General features: G+C 65.8%; 21 protein-coding genes. 7 read left to right on the top strand and 14 right to left on the bottom strand.

What is annotated here, in order from left to right; all coding sequences use genetic code 11:
* Positions 1-15: 15 nt before the first annotated feature.
* On the bottom strand, positions 16-1,008 hold the full coding sequence (gene bioB / locus GEV05_10910; protein MPZ43897.1) for a biotin synthase BioB: 993 nt from the start codon (positions 1,006-1,008) through the stop codon (positions 16-18).
* Positions 1,009-1,089: 81 nt separating this feature from the next.
* On the opposite strand from bioB, the gene GEV05_10905 reads away from it, so the two are divergent.
* Both GEV05_10905 and GEV05_10900 read left to right on the top strand, forming a co-directional pair.
* Positions 1,090-1,755: a ComF family protein gene (locus GEV05_10905; protein ID MPZ43896.1), complete on the top strand. Its 666-nt coding sequence runs from the start codon at positions 1,090-1,092 to the stop codon at positions 1,753-1,755.
* A 48-nt stretch (positions 1,756-1,803) separates the two neighbouring features.
* The gene (locus tag GEV05_10900) at positions 1,804-3,474 is read left to right on the top strand and encodes a thiamine pyrophosphate-binding protein (protein ID MPZ43895.1); all 1,671 of its coding nucleotides are present in this window, start codon (positions 1,804-1,806) and stop codon (positions 3,472-3,474) included.
* A gap of 58 nt (positions 3,475-3,532) precedes the next feature.
* Here GEV05_10900 and GEV05_10895 read toward each other — a convergent pair whose 3' ends face one another.
* The 3 genes from GEV05_10895 to GEV05_10885 all read right to left on the bottom strand — a co-directional run bounded on the left by GEV05_10895 (position 3,533) and on the right by GEV05_10885 (position 6,107).
* Positions 3,533-4,369: a hypothetical protein gene (locus tag GEV05_10895; GenBank protein MPZ43894.1), complete on the bottom strand. Its 837-nt coding sequence runs from the start codon at positions 4,367-4,369 to the stop codon at positions 3,533-3,535.
* Positions 4,366-4,803: a hypothetical protein gene (locus tag GEV05_10890; GenBank protein ID MPZ43893.1), complete on the bottom strand. Its 438-nt coding sequence runs from the start codon at positions 4,801-4,803 to the stop codon at positions 4,366-4,368. The genes GEV05_10895 and GEV05_10890 overlap by 4 nt, the downstream gene beginning before the upstream one ends.
* A 65-nt stretch (positions 4,804-4,868) precedes the next feature.
* Positions 4,869-6,107 carry a tyrosine--tRNA ligase gene (locus GEV05_10885; protein MPZ43892.1) on the bottom strand — a complete coding sequence of 413 codons (1,239 nt, stop codon included), beginning with the start codon at positions 6,105-6,107 and terminating at the stop codon, positions 4,869-4,871.
* 74 nt (positions 6,108-6,181) lie between these two features.
* On the opposite strand from GEV05_10885, the gene GEV05_10880 reads away from it, so the two are divergent.
* A complete protein-coding gene (locus GEV05_10880) occupies positions 6,182-7,495 on the top strand; it encodes a peptidoglycan DD-metalloendopeptidase family protein (protein MPZ43891.1) in 1,314 nt (437 codons plus the stop codon).
* Positions 7,496-7,570: 75 nt separating this feature from the next.
* Entirely contained in the window at positions 7,571-8,662 is a 1,092-nt protein-coding gene (locus GEV05_10875) for an anhydro-N-acetylmuramic acid kinase (GenBank protein MPZ43890.1), read from the top strand.
* Positions 8,663-8,705: 43 nt separating this feature from the next.
* Here GEV05_10875 and erpA read toward each other — a convergent pair whose 3' ends face one another.
* The 6 genes from erpA to rplM form a co-directional block, all read right to left on the bottom strand.
* Positions 8,706-9,059 (bottom strand): iron-sulfur cluster insertion protein ErpA, encoded by a 354-nt coding sequence (gene erpA / locus GEV05_10870; protein MPZ43889.1) that lies wholly within the window; start codon positions 9,057-9,059, stop codon positions 8,706-8,708.
* Between the two features lie 55 nt (positions 9,060-9,114).
* Positions 9,115-9,519: a cell shape determination protein CcmA gene (locus GEV05_10865; protein ID MPZ43888.1), complete on the bottom strand. Its 405-nt coding sequence runs from the start codon at positions 9,517-9,519 to the stop codon at positions 9,115-9,117.
* 49 nt (positions 9,520-9,568) lie between these two features.
* A complete protein-coding gene (locus GEV05_10860) occupies positions 9,569-10,243 on the bottom strand; it encodes a hypothetical protein (GenBank protein ID MPZ43887.1) in 675 nt (224 codons plus the stop codon).
* A gap of 62 nt (positions 10,244-10,305) precedes the next feature.
* The gene (locus tag GEV05_10855) at positions 10,306-11,334 is read right to left on the bottom strand and encodes an N-acetyl-gamma-glutamyl-phosphate reductase (GenBank protein ID MPZ43886.1); all 1,029 of its coding nucleotides are present in this window, start codon (positions 11,332-11,334) and stop codon (positions 10,306-10,308) included.
* Between the two features lie 223 nt (positions 11,335-11,557).
* A complete protein-coding gene (gene rpsI, locus GEV05_10850; protein MPZ43885.1) occupies positions 11,558-11,956 on the bottom strand; it encodes a 30S ribosomal protein S9 in 399 nt (132 codons plus the stop codon).
* A gap of 3 nt (positions 11,957-11,959) precedes the next feature.
* Positions 11,960-12,388, bottom strand: coding sequence for a 50S ribosomal protein L13 (gene rplM, locus GEV05_10845; protein ID MPZ43884.1), 429 nt, complete (start codon positions 12,386-12,388; stop codon positions 11,960-11,962).
* 198 nt (positions 12,389-12,586) lie between these two features.
* On the opposite strand from rplM, the gene GEV05_10840 reads away from it, so the two are divergent.
* Positions 12,587-13,333 (top strand): YdcF family protein, encoded by a 747-nt coding sequence (locus tag GEV05_10840; protein MPZ43883.1) that lies wholly within the window; start codon positions 12,587-12,589, stop codon positions 13,331-13,333.
* Positions 13,334-13,352: 19 nt separating this feature from the next.
* Complete coding sequence (locus tag GEV05_10835; protein MPZ43882.1) at positions 13,353-13,769, top strand: OsmC family protein; 417 nt, start codon at positions 13,353-13,355, stop codon at positions 13,767-13,769.
* A gap of 102 nt (positions 13,770-13,871) precedes the next feature.
* On the opposite strand, the gene coq7 is transcribed toward GEV05_10835, so the two are convergent.
* Genes coq7 through trpD form a run of 3 tightly spaced genes read right to left on the bottom strand, consistent with a single transcriptional unit; the run spans position 13,872 to position 16,335 of the window.
* Positions 13,872-14,492: a 2-polyprenyl-3-methyl-6-methoxy-1,4-benzoquinone monooxygenase gene (coq7, locus tag GEV05_10830; GenBank protein MPZ43881.1), complete on the bottom strand. Its 621-nt coding sequence runs from the start codon at positions 14,490-14,492 to the stop codon at positions 13,872-13,874.
* Complete coding sequence (gene trpC, locus GEV05_10825; GenBank protein ID MPZ43880.1) at positions 14,492-15,316, bottom strand: indole-3-glycerol phosphate synthase TrpC; 825 nt, start codon at positions 15,314-15,316, stop codon at positions 14,492-14,494. The genes coq7 and trpC overlap by 1 nt, the downstream gene beginning before the upstream one ends.
* Positions 15,316-16,335 (bottom strand): anthranilate phosphoribosyltransferase, encoded by a 1,020-nt coding sequence (gene trpD / locus GEV05_10820; GenBank protein ID MPZ43879.1) that lies wholly within the window; start codon positions 16,333-16,335, stop codon positions 15,316-15,318. Before trpD ends, trpC begins: the two co-directional genes overlap by 1 nt.
* Before the next feature lie 392 nt (positions 16,336-16,727).
* Here trpD and GEV05_10815 point away from each other — a divergent pair, with 392 nt between their 5' ends.
* A complete protein-coding gene (locus GEV05_10815) occupies positions 16,728-17,063 on the top strand; it encodes a hypothetical protein (GenBank protein ID MPZ43878.1) in 336 nt (111 codons plus the stop codon).
* A gap of 24 nt (positions 17,064-17,087) precedes the next feature.
* Here the strand turns inward: GEV05_10815 and GEV05_10810 are convergent, their stop codons facing one another.
* Positions 17,088-17,714, bottom strand: a complete 627-nt coding sequence (locus tag GEV05_10810) for an anthranilate/aminodeoxychorismate synthase component II (GenBank protein MPZ43877.1) — start codon at positions 17,712-17,714, stop codon at positions 17,088-17,090.
* Between the last annotated feature and the right edge of the window lie 23 nt (positions 17,715-17,737).

Below are 17,737 nucleotides of genomic sequence, written 5' to 3'. Positions count from 1 at the left end.
ATGACGGCCTCGGGTTCAGACGCTGCCGGCTGCGCGATTGAGGCCGAGCTTGGCCAGCAAGCGCGCGTCGGCCTCGGCGGCCGGATTGCCCGTGGTGAGCAGCTTCTCGCCGTAGAAGATCGAGTTCGCGCCGGCGAGAAAACACAAGGCCTGTACCGCTTCGGACATCTCCGAGCGCCCCGCGGAGAGCCGCACGCGCGCTTTCGGCATTGTGATGCGCGCGCAGGCGATGGTTCGAACGAATTCCAGCGGATCGAGCGCCGGCGTATCCGCGAGCGGCGTTCCGGGCACCGCAACCAGGTGATTGATCGGAACCGACTCCGGATACGGATCGAGATTGGCGAGCTGCGCGATCAAGCCCGCGCGCTGAGCGCGCGATTCGCCCATGCCGACGATGCCGCCGCAGCAGACGTGCAACCCCGCAGCGCGCACGCGTGCGAGCGTATCGAGCCGATCCTGCTGCGCTCGGGTATGCACGATCGTGCCGTAGAAATCCGGCGCGGTATCGAGATTGTGGTTGTAGTAGTCGAGCCCGGCGGCTTCCAGCTGCTCGGCCTGACCCTCTTTGAGCATGCCGAGCGTGGCGCACGTCTCCAGCCCGAGCTCACGCACGGCGCGGATCATGTCGATCACGCGCTCGAGATCGCGCTGCTTGGGCCCACGCCACGCGGCGCCCATGCAGAAGCGGGTTGCGCCGTTTTCGCGTGCGGCGCGCGCCGCGGCGAGCACCTGCTCCACCGGCAGCACGTCCTGCTCTGCAACCCCGGTATCGAAGCGCACCGACTGCGGACAATAGCCGCAATCTTCCGGGCAGCCTCCCGTCTTGACCGAGAGCAGCGTCGAGAGCTGTACCTCGTTGGGATCGAAATGCTGCCGGTGCACGCACTGCGCGCGAAAGACGAGATCGTTGAACGGAGCCTCGAACAGCGCTTCGATGTCGCGCGCGCGCCAGCGCCGCGGCGCCTCGGCGGCGAGCGCCCTGGTTTCGTCTACAATGGGTGTGTTCATTTCCAGCCAGGAGTGGAGTGGTCATTGGTCAATGCAGGCAGGTCGATTCTAAACTACTGCCTTCATCTGCGGCAGCATGCCCTGCCGCCGTTGTGCCTGCTGTGCCATGCACCGGCGGCGCGAAGCAATCTCTGCCTGGCGTGCCGCGACGAATTGCCTTATTTGCCTGGCGAGCGCTGTCCGCGTTGCGCCGTGCCGAGCTTCGGCGGCGAAGTCTGCGGGGCGTGCCTGGCTCATCCTCCGCGCTTCGATCGGGCCCTGGCGGCATGCGAGTATGCCTTCCCGCTCGATCGGCTGATCCAGCGCTTCAAGTTTTCCGGGCATCTGGCGGCCGCGCCGCTGCTCGCTGAGCTCATGCGAACGACGATCGAGCGCGAAGCGGCCGAGGTCGACGTGATCGTTGCGATGCCGCTGAGCGAGCAACGCCTGCGCGAACGGGGCTTCAACCAGTCGCTCGAGCTGGCCCGCCTGCTAGCGCACGACTTCGGCATACCGCTCTCGACACAGGGCTGCGTGCGGGTGCGGCATAGCCAGGCGCAGAGCGATCTGCCGCTCGCCGAGCGCATCCGCAACGTACGCGGCGCATTCGTGTGCGTGCAGGATTTCAGCGGTCAGTCGGTTGCGGTTGTGGACGACGTGCTCACCACTGGCGCCACGCTGGACGAAGTCGCCTCGGTTTTGCGCAGGGCTGGAGCCGTGCGCGTCGAGGGCTGGGTCGTCGCACGCACGCCGGCCTCCAGTTCGTAATCCTGTTCGTAAACCTGCTCGCAAACCTTTTCGAGGCCAGGATCGGCGATGAGCGATTCGCTACGCGGTGCAGACGTTCTTGCCGCCAGCCTTGCGCGGGCCGGAACGCGTTACCTGTTCTCGCTTTCGGGCAACCAGATCATGCCGGTCTACGATGCGGCCCTCGACGCCGGATTGGAGATCGTCCATGTTCGGCACGAAGGCGCCGCGGTTCACATGGCCGACGCCTGGGGACGCCTCACCGAAGTCCCGGGCGTCGCGCTGGTGACCGGAGGACCGGGACACGCCAATGCGATCGGCGCCTTGTACACCGCGGCCGCAGCCGATTCACCTTTGGTCCTGCTGTCGGGACACGCGCCGCTTGCGCAGCTCGGCATGGATGCGTTCCAGGAAATGCGTCAGGCCGACATGGCGGCCCCGGTCGTGAAGGCGTCGTGGACCGCGCAAAGCGCCGGCACCTTGGGCGAAGACATCGCTCGTGCCTTTCGCATCGCCCGCTCCGGCCGACCCGGGCCGGTGCACCTGAGCCTGCCGTTCGACGTGCTGGAAGCGAAAGCGAGCCGCAGCGAAACGGCGCTGCCGAGCGCCGGCGCATTCCTGCCTGCGCTGCAACCCTTGAGCGCCGGTGTGGGCGGCGAAATCGCAGCGCAGATGCTACGAGCGCGCCGGCCCTTGATCATCGCCGGTCCGATGCTGACGGGAATGCGCGGGCGAACGCAGCGCGAAGCCCTGGCTCGAGCCTGCGGCATCCCCGTGCTCGGCATGGAGAGCCCGCGCGGCGTCAACGACCCGGCGCTCGGTGCGGTCGCCGAAGCCCTGCAGCAGGCCGATCTGGTGCTGTTGCTGGGGAAGAAGCTCGATTTCACGCTGCGCTTCGGTCGCGCTCCCGCCTTCGCGCCCGACTGCCGATTCATCCAGATCGATCCGGACGAAGCGGTGCTGGCGCGGGCGAAGCATGCGCTCGGAGACCCGGGCCGCATCGCCGGATCGGTGCGCGCCGATCCGATCCCGGCCCTGGATTGTCTCGCGGCGATGCCCATCGACGGTCGAGGCGATGCCGGCTGGGCCAGCGAAGTGGAAGCAGCCGTAACCTTTCGGCCGCCAGCCTGGGCGCTTGCGGGTAACCGGGCCGAGGGACCGCTGCACCCGGCCGAGGTCGGACGTGCCGTGGCCACCGCGCTGGCCAAATCGCCGTCGCACGTCGTGGTGATCGACGGCGGCGAGTTCGGGCAATGGGCGCAGGCCTGCGTCGATGCGCCGCTGCGGCTGATCAACGGCCCCGCGGGGTCCATCGGCTCCGCGCTGCCGTTCGCCTTAGCGGCGAAGCTCGCGCACCCTGAGGCCACTGTCGCGGTGCTCCTCGGCGATGGCACATTCGGCTTTCACATGGCCGAATTCGATACGGCGGTGCGAAACAAGCTGGCGCTGGTCGCGATCGTCGGCAACGATGCCTGCTGGAATGCCGAGCACCAGATTCAGCTCAACAGCTACGGCGCCGCGCGCGCAGTCGGGTGCGAGCTGCTGCCGACTCGCTATGACGAAGTCGTCGAAGCACTCGGCGGGCACGGCGAGCTGGTGCAAATCAGCGCCGAGCTACCGGCTGCGTTGGGGCGCGCGTTCGCGTCCGGCAAGCCGGCCTGCGTGAACGTGATGCTCGAGCGGCTGGCCGCACCGAACGTGTCGCGACATGCGAGCGGCGCACCATCCACCGGGCATTGAGCGCGACGATTCGCAGTCGAGCGAGCCAACAATGACGTGGTCGTAGATCGATTTCGGGTTAGCGCGCGGGTTTGCGCAGGATATCGGGCAGCACCTGCTCGAACCGCTCGCGCCCGATCCGCTCGATGCGCTCGGCGCCGACCAGGGCCTCGACCGCTTCGGCGGAACCCGCGTTCTTCCACTGCTTGTACTCGTCGGCGTGCTCGTAGCCCAACGCCTGGGCGAGCACGGTGATGTAGTTGACGACGCGAAACGGCTCGGTCGCCTCGAGCCCGCACAGCAGCCGCTGGCAGGAGTGGAACACGGTGACCACGTCCTGCGCCTGCGCTTCGCGGGCCGCCTCGCACACCCGGTGCGTATTGTCCTTCATCGCTTCCGGCACCGGCGCCAGCGCCGAGCACATGTGCCCAGGCGAAGCGTGCGCGCTCGCAACGACTTCGATCCCCGGCACGATGCGCAGCAGGTCCTGCACCAGGGGATTCACGTCGACTTCGTGAAAACCGAAATGCTGGTGCAGCACCACGCGGCGTTCCACGCGCTGGGTCATGCGTTCGGCAAGCTGGCGGCGGCGCGCATGCAGAATCTGGGTGATATGCGCGGTCGAAAAGTTGGCCTCCTGGTACTGCGTCATGAAGGCGCCCATGTGCCGGTGACACGACGGACACCATGTGACCAGCTGCCCTTGCGGCATGACGTTGAACTTCTCCACCGTGCGCACGGCCATGCCCTCGGCAGCGCGCAGATTGGCGTCCTTCGGACTGCCGCAGCAATAGCCCGGGCCTCCGACCGGGGTCGGATCGATCCCTGCCGCGCGCAGCACTTCGAGGGCGCTATGGATGATGTCGCCATGGCGCAGCACGTTGCAGCCATACCAGAAAACGACCTGATCGTTCATGGCAGCCTCCGGTCGTGCCACTCGCCCAGCTCGCGATCGTCGAGCTGGAGCGCAGCATAGGTGTCGATCTTGCGAAAGAACTGCGGCTCCTCGCGGCCCTCGATCTGCTTCGGATCCCCGAGCGAGCCGAGCGCGACCATGCGCCCGGCACGCAACATCAGCATGGGGTTGATGCCTTCCGGGCAGGCGGGAATGCACGCGGCGGACTGGGTGCAGATGCCGATGAATTCGAGGCCGAGGGTTCGATCCGGCTCGCGGCGCAATACGCCGAGCACTTGCGAGACGACTTCTCGCGGTGCGGCGCCTTCCAGCGCCTGCGAATAGCCCGACATCGGGCAGACCTCGTAACAGCGGCCGCACGCGGTGCAGCGTGCGAGCGCGTCGTCGATAATGTCGTCGACGTATTCGCGCAGGCTGCTGGGCTTGTCGGGCATGGCGGTTCGGTCTAGGATCAGGCACTCAGCTTACCGCCTCGACCACCGCTATCGCAACCCGCGCTTCAACCGGCGAGCTCACGGGTCTTCAACGCGACCCGGGCAAAGCGGCGTTTGCCGACTTGCACCACGAACGATGCGCCGGGAGCAAGCAACAAGGCTTTGTCGGAAACGCGCTCGCCGTTGACGCGCACGCCGCCCTGGTCGATGAGGCGAAGCGCGTCCGAAGTGCTCGGCGTAAGGTGCGCTTGCTTCAATAACTGGGCGATGGGCAGTCCATTCGCAGGCGCATCGAGCACGATCTCGGGCATGTCCTTTGGCATCGCGCCGGCGCGAAACCGGGCTTCGAACTCCGCCAAGGCCGCATCCGCCGCCTTGGCGCTATGGAAACGCGCGACCAGTTCCTTGGCGAGCAGGACCTTGATGTCGCGCGGGTTACGTCCCTGCGCGACTTGGTCGCGCCAGTGCCGCAACGTCGCCGGCGGCTCGGACGAAAGAAGCTCCAGATAGCGCCACATCAGCTCGTCGGAGATCGACATGAGCTTGCCGAACATGTCGTCCGGCGCATCGGTGATGCCAACGGTATTGCCGAGCGACTTCGACATCTTGTGCACGCCGTGCAAACCTTCCAGCAGCGGCATGGTGAGGATGCACTGCGGCGCCTGGCCGTAGTGCTTTTGCAGCTCGCGACCCATGAGCAGGTTGAATTTCTGATCGGTGCCGCCGAGCTCGAGATCCGCCTGCAGGGCGACCGAGTCGTAGCCCTGCACCAGGGGATAGAGGAATTCGTGGATCGCGATCGGCTGGTTGGCGCGATAACGCTTGCCGAAATCATCGCGCTCGAGCATCCGTGCCACGGTATGCGTCGCGGCGAGGCGGATCATGTCGGCGGAGCTCAGCTTGTCCATCCAGGTGGAATTGAACACGACCTGCGTTCGGTCGCGATCGAGGATGCGGAACACCTGATCGGTGTAGGTTTTCGCATTGTCCGCCACCGCCTCGCGCGTAAGCGGTGGCCGGGTCGCATTTTTTCCGGTGGGGTCGCCGATCATGCCGGTGAAATCGCCCACCAGGAACAGGATCGTATGCCCCAGCTCCTGCAGCTCGCGCAACTTGTTTATGAGAATGGTATGGCCCAGGTGCAGATCGGGCGCCGTCGGATCAAAACCCGCCTTTACCCGTAATGGCTGCCGCTTTTCCAGGCGCTGAAGCAGCTCCGACTCGATCAGAATCTCGTCACTGCGATGACGAATGATCGCCAATTCCTCAGCAGGAGATAGGGAATTGGACGCACGGGATTTCACGATACGGTAAACCCTGTTGACGAGTGTGACTTTTCTGTTTACTCTTTCGCGCGTCCAACCCCGCGGGAAACCGGATGCAAAACGCTAAGGCGGTGATTCTAGCTCACAAACGGGGAGGAAGCCGGAAGGCTTTGTGGTTGGCCATCGCCGCCGGAATACCGTGTTTCGGGGTCGTGGCAGCCTTCGGCGTCGCCCCCGATACTCTCGTCGAAAAGGTTCAATTCGAGCGCATTGTGCAGGAAGTCACCCTTCCGCCGCTGACCTCGATCGACGATTCCCCCCAAACCATCTTCGTTCGCGAAGGCCGTATCGAGCGCGGCGACACCGTAGCGGCGCTGCTTTCGCGCCTGGCGGTGGACGATCCGGAGGCGGTCGGCTTTTTGCGCAGCTCGAAGGACGTGCGGGCGCTGACCCAGCTTCGACCCGGACGCAGCGTCCATGCCGAGACCGATGCCGACGGTCAGATGCGCAGTCTCACCTACCTCACGCCCGGCGGCACGCTGTTCAGCGTACAGCGCGACCAGAATGGATTCGAAGTCACCGAGCAGCCCGCGCAGCTCGACAGCCAGCCGCTCATGGCTTCGGGCGAAATCCGCAGCTCGCTGTTCGCCGCCACCGATGCGGCCGGCCTGTCCGACGCGATCGCGATCCAGATTGCCGAGATATTCTCCAGTCATATCGATTTCCACCGCGATCTGCGTCGCGGCGACCGTTTCGCCGTGGTGTACGAAGGTCTTTATCACAAGGGCGAGATGGTGAAGGCCGGGCGCGTGCTCGCCGCCGAATTCGTCAACCAGGGCAAGAGTTACCAGGCAATCTGGTTCGACGCCGGCGACGGCCACGGCGGCTACTACACGCCCGAGGGCCGCAGCCTGCGCAGGGCCTTCCTGCGCTCGCCGCTGGAGTTCTCCCGCATCTCGTCAGGCTTTTCCCGCGCCCGCTTCCATCCCATCCTGAAGACCTGGACGGCGCACCGTGGCATCGACTACGCCGCACGCACCGGCACCCGCGTGCGCACCACCGGCGATGGCGTCGTGACCTTCGCCGGCCGCAAGGGTGGCTACGGCAACCTCGTAATCGTCAAACACGCCGGCAAGTACAGCACCTATTACGCGCATTTGTCGCGCTTCGCCGAAGGCATTCGCAGGGGCGCGCGTGTGGCCCAAGGCGAATACGTCGGCTACGTGGGTCAGACCGGCATGGCAACCGGGCCGCATCTGCACTACGAATTCCACATCAACGGTGTGCAGCACGATCCGCTGCGTGTGGTATTGCCCGAGGCGGTGCCGATCACGCGTGAGCTGCGAGCCGCGTTCGATGCACAGGCACGCCCACTGGCCCACCAGATGGCGTTGATGCGACAGGTTGCGATCGCCCGGCTCGATTAGGGGGATAACGCGCTGACCTGCACGGCCGGCGGCGCACTGTCGACGCGCCCCACTCGAACTTCGTGCGCAAGCCTCATGGCGTCCGATCTCTACATCGGCCTCATGTCCGGGACGAGCCTGGACGGCATCGATGCCGTTCTCGCCGATTTCTCCCTGCGCGCCCTTATGGTAAGCACCTACTACGGCGCAATTCCAGCGCCGCTGCGCAGTGAGCTCAAGACGCTGCTGCAACCCGGCGAGGACGAACTCGCCCGCAGTGCTGTGGCCGGAAACGAGCTCACAGCGCACTATGCACGTGCGGTCGAGGCGCTGTTGCGCGACGCAGGGAAGTCGGCGAGCGAGATCCTGGCGATCGGGTGTCACGGACAGACGGTGCGCCATCTCCCCGAACGCGGCTATACCATCCAGCTGGTCAACGGCGCGTTGCTGGCCGAGCAGACCGGGATCGCCGTCGTATGCGATTTCCGCAGCCGCGATGTGGCAGCCGGCGGCCAGGGTGCGCCGCTGGTGCCCGCATTTCATTCGGCGATGTTCCGCCACCGGTCGGTGGATCGGGTCATCGTCAACCTGGGGGGCATTGCGAACCTGACCTGGTTGCCTGCGACCGGCGCCATTACAGGCTTCGACTGCGGCCCGGCCAATGCACTGCTGGACGAATGGGTCGAGCAGCATCTCGGAGCGCCCTATGACGCTGCGGGTCATTGGGCCGCAAGTGGCGAAGTCCTGCCCGATCTGCTCGCGGTCCTGGCGGCCGATCCCTACTTTGCCCGCTCTCCGCCGAAGAGCACCGGGCGCGAGTACTTCGATCTGAAGTGGGCGCATGCTCACTTGCGCTCCCAATACCGGCGCGAAGATGTCCAGGCCACCTTCGCCGAGTTGAGCGCGTCGGTGCTGGCCTCGGCCATCGCGCGCTACTGCCCCGGGGCGAACGAAGTGCTGCTCTGCGGCGGGGGAGTGGCCAACGTGGATCTGGTCGAGCGTATCGCCCGGTTGCTCGCCGGCCGCAAGGTGGCATCGACGGCGCTGCTTGGCGTCGATCCGGACTGGGTGGAAGCCCTCGCCTTCGCCTGGCTTGCCCGCGAGGCGCTGGCAGGCCGGCCCGGCAATGTGCCCGAGGTCACCGGAGCGCGCGGCCCGCGCGTGCTCGGTTGCATTTATCCGGCATGAGAAAAGGAGGCCGAGACCTCCTGTCCGCCGAACCGGATCGCGCTCAGGCCGAGAACGACGACCCGCAGCCGCAGGTTGAAGTGGCGTTCGGATTCTTGATGACGAACTGCGCGCCTTCGATGCCCTCGGTGTAGTCGATTTCCGCGCCCATCAGGTATTGGAAGCTCATCGAATCAACCAGGAAGGTGACGCCGTCCTTCACCATGGCAGTGTCGTCTTCGGCCGCGTTCTCATCGAAGGTGAAGCCATACTGAAAGCCGGAACAGCCACCGCCGGTGACGAAGATGCGCAGCTTGAGCTCTGGATTGCCTTCCTCGTCGATCAGCGATTTGACCTTACCCACCGCGGCGTCGCTAAGCACCACTGCGTTCGCAGGGATTTCGTTGATTGCATTCATGTCCGAGCCTGGCTGAAAACGATAAGACCATTATCCGCCGAGCGCGTTCGCACGGTCAATCGACCGCCCCCGATTTGAGCGAGACCACCTTGTCGGCGCCGCGCTGCTCGGCCTCGTGCGCGAGCCGGCCCTGCACGATGGCACCGATCTGGACCTCCAGCGTCTTGTAGTGCACGTCTCCGCAGACGTCGGCCTTGGACTGCAGCTCGACGGTTTCGGCGCCGTAGATCGACCCGATCACCTTGCCGTTGATGACTGCGTGCGCGACCCGAATCTCGCCCTCGACGCTCGCATGCTCGGACAGCACCACGGTGCCGGCATCATCCGCGATGACGTTGCCCTTCACCGTACCGTCGATGCGCAGCCCGCCGGCGAAATGAACGTCGCCGTCCACGCGCGAACCGGCGCCGATCAGCGTGTCGATACGGCCATTGGGCTTGGTTTGCCTGGCTCCGAACATGGCTCCTCCCTGGGCGATTGCGAAATGCGGCGGGGCGCATCCTCGCCGCTCACGACAGTGTAACCGTCTGCATGAGCTTGGGCTGCGACTGCCGGCCTTCGAATACGCGCAACTCGACGCTGCGCACGACCGCGCCCGGGTCCACTCGGAAGGTCCCATCGATGCGCTGATGGACGCGAAAGTCGAGCTGATAAGGCGCGTCCCCGCTATTCCCCGGGCCCGGCAGCGTCATGCCGCGGCGCTCGCCATTGTGCAGCAGATTGACCACCAGCTGATAATGCCCGTGGAAATGCTTGCTGCGCGATCCCGTCTGCAAGAGCACGATGCGATAGATGTACTCGCCCGGCACGGAATTCGGCTCGACCCGCGCGCTGCTTACCTTGACGCCGTCGACTTTCGAATCGGCGGCCGATATCGCCTGCACCAGCGCCACGTCTTCGCGCAGCCGCGCGTTCTCGTGCGTCAATTCCTTCACCTGCCGGGCGAGATCAGCATAGGAAGCGCGCTCGATCTGCCGTTGCCGCTCGAGTATCGTGAGCTCGCTCTTCAGACTGGCATTCGCCTTCTCCAGGTCCGCAATCTGGCTGCGCAGTCCGGTCAGAACGCCCTCGTCTTCGCCGCCGACGAATGCGTCGGACCCGCGCAGTTCGAGGGAGATCCAGACGAGCCCGACGATCGATACGACGAGGAATCCGTGCGCGAGCCAACGCAGATACCACGGCATGCTCGTGCTTACGGCAACGCGCCGGGCGTGAAGGCCGAACCGGCGCTTGAGCCACCCCGGCTTCACGGCAGCAGCGCGAGCCCTTCGAGCCCGGCGGTCTCGGGCAGATCGAACATGATGTTCATGTTCTGCACCGCCTGACCGGCGGCGCCTTTGACCAGGTTGTCGATAACCGAGAGCACCACCGCGGTCTCGCCTCCTTGCGGCTGATGGACAGCGATACGGCAGGTGTTCGCGCCCCGCACGCTGCGCGTATCGGGGTGCGAACCGGCCGGGACGACGTCGACGAACGGCTCGTTCGCGTACCGCTTTTCGTACAGCGCCTGCAGATCCACCGGCTGGGTCAGCTGCGCGTAAAGCGTGGCGTGGATGCCGCGGATCATCGGCGTCAAATGGGGAACGAACACGGGCATGATCGCCCGTCCGGCCATGGCGGACAAGCCCTGTGCGATCTCAGGCAGATGGCGGTGGCCCGGCACACCGTAGGCCTTGAAGTTGTCCGCCGCTTCGGCGAACAAGGTGTGCACTTCGGTCTTGCGGCCGGCACCGCTCACGCCGGACTTGGCATCGGCGATGAGATGATCGAAATCGACCACGCCGGCTTCGATGAGGGGCAGAAAACCCAGCTGAACCGAGGTCGGATAGCAGCCGGGGTTGGCGACCAGCCGGCCCGTGCGCACGCGGGCGCGATACATCTCCGGCAGCCCGTACACGGCATCCGCGACCAGGTCGGGACAAGCGTGCTTCATCTTGTACCAGGTCTCCCAGGTTGCCACGTCGCGGAAGCGGAAATCGGCGGCGAGATCGATCACGCGTACCCCGGCTGCCAGCAGCGGCCTTGCTTGCTGCATGCAGATGCCGTTGGGCGTAGCGAAAAACACCACATCGCAGCGCTCGAGCGCGGCCTGCGCCGGATCGACGAAAGCAAGATCCACTGCGCCACGGAGGCTCGGAAACATGTCGGCGACCGCCGTTCCGGCCTCGCCGCGGGAGGTGATTGCGTGCAGCTTCACTTGCGGATGTCGGGCGAGCAGCCGCAGCAATTCGACCCCTGTGTACCCGGTACCGCCTACGATTCCAGCCGTCACCATGTGCGATCGTCTCCACGCCGGGCTTGGCCTGGCTTATTCCACGCCGGGCTTGGCCCGGCTTATTCCACGCCGGGCTTGGCCCGGCTTATTCCACTTGCCGGGCTGGCCCGGGCCCTCGATCTGCCCGGGCTGACCCGGCCGGCTCATATCCGCATCCGCCGTGCGGCGACGCAGACGACAAAGCCGCCCTCAAGGCGGCTTTGGATGGACGGCTGCGATCCGCCTAACGCTTGGAGAACTGCTTGCGTCGGCGGGCCTTGTGCAGGCCGACTTTCTTGCGTTCCACCTCGCGTGCGTCGCGCGTCACCAGGCCGGCCTTGCGCAGCGCGGGCTTGAGCGCATCGTCGTAAGCGACCAGCGCACGGCTGATGCCATGTCGGACCGCTCCCGCCTGGCCGGATTCTCCGCCACCATGGACGTTGACCATGATATCGAAGGAATTGAGATGATTGGTGAGCACCAGCGGCTGGCGCACCACCATGCGGCCGGTCTCGCGCGAAAAGAACTCGTCGACGGGCTTGTCGTTGACGACAATCGCGCCGCTGCCGGACCTCATAAAGACGCGCGCGACGGCTGTCTTGCGCCGTCCGGTGCCGTAGTGGAAGTGGCCTCGGGTCGCCATCGATCAGATCTCCAGGGTCTTGGGCTGCTGTGCGCTGTGGGGATGGGAGCCGCCGCTGTAGACCTTGAGCTTGCGCAGCATCGCATAGCCCAGCGGCCCTTTCGGCAGCATGCCCTTGACGGCAAGCTCCAGCGCCCGGGTCGGGAAGCGCTCCTGCATCTTGCCGAACGTCGTCTCGCGTATGCCGCCGGGGAAGCCCGTGTAGCGGTAGTACTTCTTGCTCTCGTCCTTCGTACCGGTGACGCGCAGCTTATCCGCATTCACCACGACGATATAATCGCCCGTGTCGACGTGGGGGGTATAGATCACCTTGTGCTTGCCGCGCAGGCGGTGCGCGATCTCGCTGGCCAGGCGGCCGAGCACCTTGTTCGAGGCATCCACGACGTACCAGCCGTGCTGGACCTCTTCGGGCTTCGCGGAGAACGTGCGCATCGTACTGCTTTCAACCGGGTTGCAAAGAGGCCGGATTTTAGGCGACCGCTCTTGCAACTGTCAAACCGGAAAGGTTTGCTTGCACACGACTTTCGCGGCCGTTGATCCCGCTCGACGGCGGCTGCGGACCGGCCCGTCAGGGCGCTCGCGCCGGACACCGGCGGGCGCCTCGCTCGACGCCTCTCTCGACTCCCCCGCATGCTCGCGCTGGTAAAGACGCTGATTCTGCCGCCGGCGAATCTCCTGCTTCTCGCCATGGCCGGGCTGGCGCTGCGCCGGCGTTATCCGCGCTGGGGCTACGGCACGGCGGCCGTCGCACTGGGCCTCCTGTACTTGATCTCCACGCCGATCGTCAGTTCGTTCTGCCTGTCGCTCCTGGAAGAGGCGTACGTCGACCCCCTCGCTGAACCGGGAGCACAGGCGATCGTCGCCCTGGGCGGCGGCACCAACGAGTGGGCGCCCGAATACGGCACGGACGTCGTCAATTCCCTGACGATGACGCGCATCCGCTACGCGGCAAAGCTGCAGCGCGCCAGTGGCAAGCCCTTGCTCGTCTCGGGCGGCAGCGTCCGCGGCGACACGCTTGCCGAAGCGCAACAGATGCGCGCGGTGCTGGTGGACGAAATGAATGTCCCGGTGCGCTGGACCGAGGAGCGCTCGGTCGACACCTTCACCAACGCGGTAGAAAGCTACCGCATCCTCGCCCCGCTCGGCATTACGACGGTGTACCTGGTCACCCACGCCTGGCACATGCCCCGGGCACGGCTCGCGTTCGCGCATGCGGGCTTCACCGTGATCCCGGCAGCCACGGCCTTCAGCCAGACCGAGCCGATCGATCCATCGCTGCTCGACTTCCTGCCCCGCGCCAGCGCGCTGATGAAGAGCTATTATTTCTGGCACGAAGTCCTCGGATACCTGGCGTACAGCGTGAGGGTCCGGCTGTGATCGCCGCTTGGGAGCTGCCATGAAGGTCCGTGTCAAATGGGTCGAGAACGTCTGCTTCCTGGCAGAGACCGAGAGCGGTCATGCCATCGTGATGGACGGCGCAGCCGAGGGCGGCGGCCGTAACCTCGGCCCGCGGCCGATGGAAACAGTGCTTGCCGGTACGGGCGGCTGCAGCGCCTACGACGTGGTGACGATCCTGCGCAAGGCGCGCCAGCCGGTGAAAGACTGCGAAGTGCGTATCGAAGCGGAGCGCGCGCCCGAAGACCCGAAGGTCTTCACCCGCATCCATATGCATTTCATCGTGACCGGGAGCGGCGTTCGCAAGGAGCACGTCGAGCGCGCGGTCCATTTGTCGGCCGAAAAATACTGCTCGGCTTCCATCATGCTGGGCAAGACGGCGCAGATCACCCACAACTACGAAATCCTGGACGGCTGATGGGCGCCGCCAACGAGGTGGGACTCGCGGATCGGCCGCGGCGAGGCGTGGACGGCTGACTGCGGTGCGCCGGCGTCGAGTTCCCCGGCAGATGCTGCGGGGTTACACCCAATGCGCCGTGGTCGTCATCACGCGCGAGGCGAGCCGCATCGCGAGACGGGCAGGCAGCGGCAGTTCGGTTCCCCCCAGGTAGAGCGCGGTGGTCGCATGGCGCGCCTCGTCGCGCTTCATTGCCGTAACGACGGCGCGGCTGCGCGCATCGCGATGCGATAGGGCCTGCAGGTGGCGGTTGAGATGCTGCACCACCTGGCGCTCGGTCTCGGCGAGAAAGCCCAGGCTCCAGCGGTCGCCCGCAAGCCCCGCCACCGCACCGATGACATAAGAACCTGCATACCAGGCCGGATTCAGCAAGCTTTTGCGCCCGCTCAACTCGGCCAGCCTTTGCTCGGTCCAGGCCAGGTGCTCGACCTCTTCCTCGGCTGCTTGGGTGAGCGCTTGCTTCGCCTGCGCATTGCGTGCTGTCAAGGCTTGACCTTGATAGAGGGCCTGGGCACAGACTTCTCCGGCATGGTTGACGCGCATCAGTGCAGCCGCCTTGGCGCGCTCGGAGGCATCGAGCTCGGCCTCGGGCTGGTTGTCGCCCGGCATCGGCCGCGTCGAGCGTGATGGGCCCAAGATCGTCTTCAACGCGCGATCGAAAGCCAATACGAAGCGGTCGGGGATCACGCGGCCGTTCCAGGGAAAAAGAGTCGGGACAAGGCCTCGCCCGGATCGGGCGAGCGCATGAACGCTTCACCGACCAGGAAGGCATGCACCCCGCGGCTGCGCATCGCGACGACATCGGCCTGCCCGAGGATGCCGCTTTCGGTCACCGCAATGCGATTCTCGGGTAATCGGCCCAACAGCGTATACGTCGTCTCCAGCCGGGTGACGAACGTTCTCAAATCGCGATTGTTGATGCCGACGAGCGGCGTGTCGAGCGCCAGGGCAGCATCCAGTTCGGCTGCGTCGTGGACTTCCACCAGCACGCTCATGCCGAGCCCGTGCGCCAGCTGCTCGAGCGCGCGCATCTTCTCCGGCTCCAGCGCGGCCACGATCAGCAGGATGCAATCGGCGCCCCAGGCCCTCGCCTCGTACACCTGGTAAGGATCGACCACGAAATCCTTGCACAATACCGGTAACGCGCAAGCCGCTCGCGCCGCCACGAGATCGTCGGCCGACCCCTGGAAGAACGAGCGATCGGTCAGCACCGAAAGACAGGCGGCGCCGTGGCGTTGATAGCTCGCCGCGATCTGCGCCGGAACAAACGGGTCGCGCAGCAAGCCGCGGCTCGGGCTCGCCTTCTTGATCTCGGCGATCACGGCCGGCTGCCCCGCGCGCAGGCTGGCGCGCATGGCGCCGGCAAAATCGCGAACCGGGGTCGCGCTTGCCGCGCGCGCGCGAATTTCCGGCAACGGCAGGGCTGCAGCTGCCGCGGCGATTTCCTGCGCCTTGACCTCGAGGATGCGTTCCAGGATATTCGGCGGAGACGTGGGCGAGCTCGACATCAAAGCGTGCGGGTGAAGGTTACGAATCGATCGAGCTTGGCGCGAGCCGCTCCGCTGGTCACGGCCTCGCGCGCGCGTTCCACGCCGGCCGCGATCGTCGGCACGACATCGGCGGCATACAACGCCGCGCCCGCATTGACCAGCACGACATCGAGCACCGGCCCAGGCGTTCCGGCCAGCGCCTGCAGCACGCGCGCTTTGGATTCGGCGGCATCCGCCACCTTGAGCGCCGCGTTCTCGCACTCCCGCAGGCCGAAGTCGTTCGGGTGGATGGTGTACTCGCGCACCTGCCCGTCCCTCAGCTCGCCCACCATGGTGTTGCCTTCGAGCGAGATCTCGTCCATGCCGCTCGACGCATGCACCACCAGCACGTGGCGGCTTCCCAACCGCTGCAGCACCCGCACCTGGATGCCCACGAGGTCGGGATGGAACACGCCCAGCAGCTGATTGGGCGCGCCGGCCGGATTGGTGATCGGGCCGAGGATATTGAACAGGGTGCGAACGCCCAGCTCGCGGCGCACCGGCGCGGCGTGCTTCATGGCCGAGTGGTGATTGGGGGCGAACATGAAGCCGATGCCGGTCTCGTCGATCGAGCGGGCGACCTGGGGGGGCGTGAGATTGATGTTCGCCCCGAGCGATTCCAGCACGTCCGCGCTGCCCGAGCTGGACGAGACCGAGCGCCCGCCGTGCTTGGCTACCCGCGCACCGGCCGCCGCCGCGACGAAGGTGGCGGCCGTGGAGATGTTGAAGGTGTGTGCGCCGTCGCCCCCGGTTCCGACGATATCGACCAGGTGCGCCGTGTCCGAGACTTCGACCCGGGTGGCCAGCTCGCGCATCACCTGCGCGGCGGCCGCGATTTCGCCGATCGTTTCCTTCTTGACCCGCAGGCCGGTGATGATCGCGGCGATCAGGACCGGCGACATCTCGCCGCTCATGATCTGGCGCATGAGCGACAGCATCTCGTCGTGGAAGATCTCGCGATGCTCGATGATTCGCGTCAAGGCTTCCTGGGGCTTCATGTCCGCTCGGTGGTCGTGGGGATGGGGAATGATACCGCGACAGCCCACGGCGGGATGGGCGCTGCGCGCTGTCTGAGCGCGCGTCAATCGAATGGATTCCCCTCTGTCTCGTCGCCTGGTGGGTGGGGGACGTTGACCCGGCCACAGGTTGGGGAGCTTGAGGTGGCTACCGGGGCGTTCAGATCAGCGGATCAGCGTACGACCAGCGGATGAAGCCATCGGCCGATTGCGCGCCGATCCCTGGGTGGCAGACTCGCATCCACCCGATGGAAGCTTCGCCGCCGTATCCCGACGAATGTACAAGTCGTTACAAACGCGCCTGCGACGGCGTGTGCGGTGAAGCGTTATTGCCACGGGGCCCGTTGTTCCCATGGCCCGAGGAGGTTGCAGTCATGCTGACCCTGAGCAGTCGTTATCTGCAGCTGGAAACCGCCAGCCACCGCGGCACGGGCGGCGTGAGCGCAGAGAACCGCCAACTGGGGTTCCGGCCGGCCTTCCGGGACACGGACAGCGGGCAAACCTATCTCTCTACGTTCGCTGACGGACGCCCCGCGCCGTTTCACGTCCTCGATGGATTGCCGGAGCCGCTGGTGCTGGCGCGTGACCGCCACGGACGAATTTCCCGCGTGCTCGGCACCATCGTCGCCGGATTTCTGCGCGACGGCACCTTCTACACCCGCGCCGAAGCTGCAGCATTGGTCGGCGAGGAAGCCGCGCAGATGGCGTAGCGCCGGCCTTTCCCGGCGCGCTGATCAGGCGCGTCCGGTGACGGCGGGAACGGCATCCGAGGCCGAGTCGCCGAACGCACGCTCGGGCTGCTGCTTCAGAAAATTGCGCAACAGGTCATGCCCCGCCTCGGTCAGGATCGACTCCGGGTGGAACTGCACGCCTTCGACGGCTTTCTCCCGGTGGCGCACGCCCATGATCTCGCCGTCGTCGGTCCAGGCGGTGATTTCCAGGGATGCAGGCAGGCTCGCGCGCTCGATCACTAGCGAGTGGTAGCGCGTCGCGGTGAGCGGGTTGGGCAAGCCGGCGAAAACGCCCTTGCCTTCGTGGTGAATCGGCGAAGTCTTGCCGTGCATGACGCGCTTCGCATGCACGATGCGCCCGCCGAAGGCCTGACCGATCGCCTGATGGCCCAGGCAGACGCCCAATATCGGGATATCGCCGGCGAAACGCTCGATCAGCGACACCGAGACACCGGCCTCTTTCGGCGTGCACGGCCCGGGCGAAATCACGATCGCCCGCGGCGCGAGCATCGCCGCCTCTTCGAGTGTGATCTCGTCGTTGCGGAACACGCGCACGTCCTCCCCCAGCTCGCCCAGGTATTGCACCAGGTTGTAGGTGAAGGAATCGTAGTTGTCGAGCATCAGCAACATAGTTACTTATCCAATTGATTTTA

The sequence above is a fragment of the Betaproteobacteria bacterium genome, from assembly GCA_009377585.1.
Classification (GTDB): Bacteria; Pseudomonadota; Gammaproteobacteria; order Burkholderiales; family WYBJ01; genus WYBJ01.
Note: the sequence above shows the minus strand (reverse complement) of the source record. Positions and strands in the feature narration are given on the sequence as shown.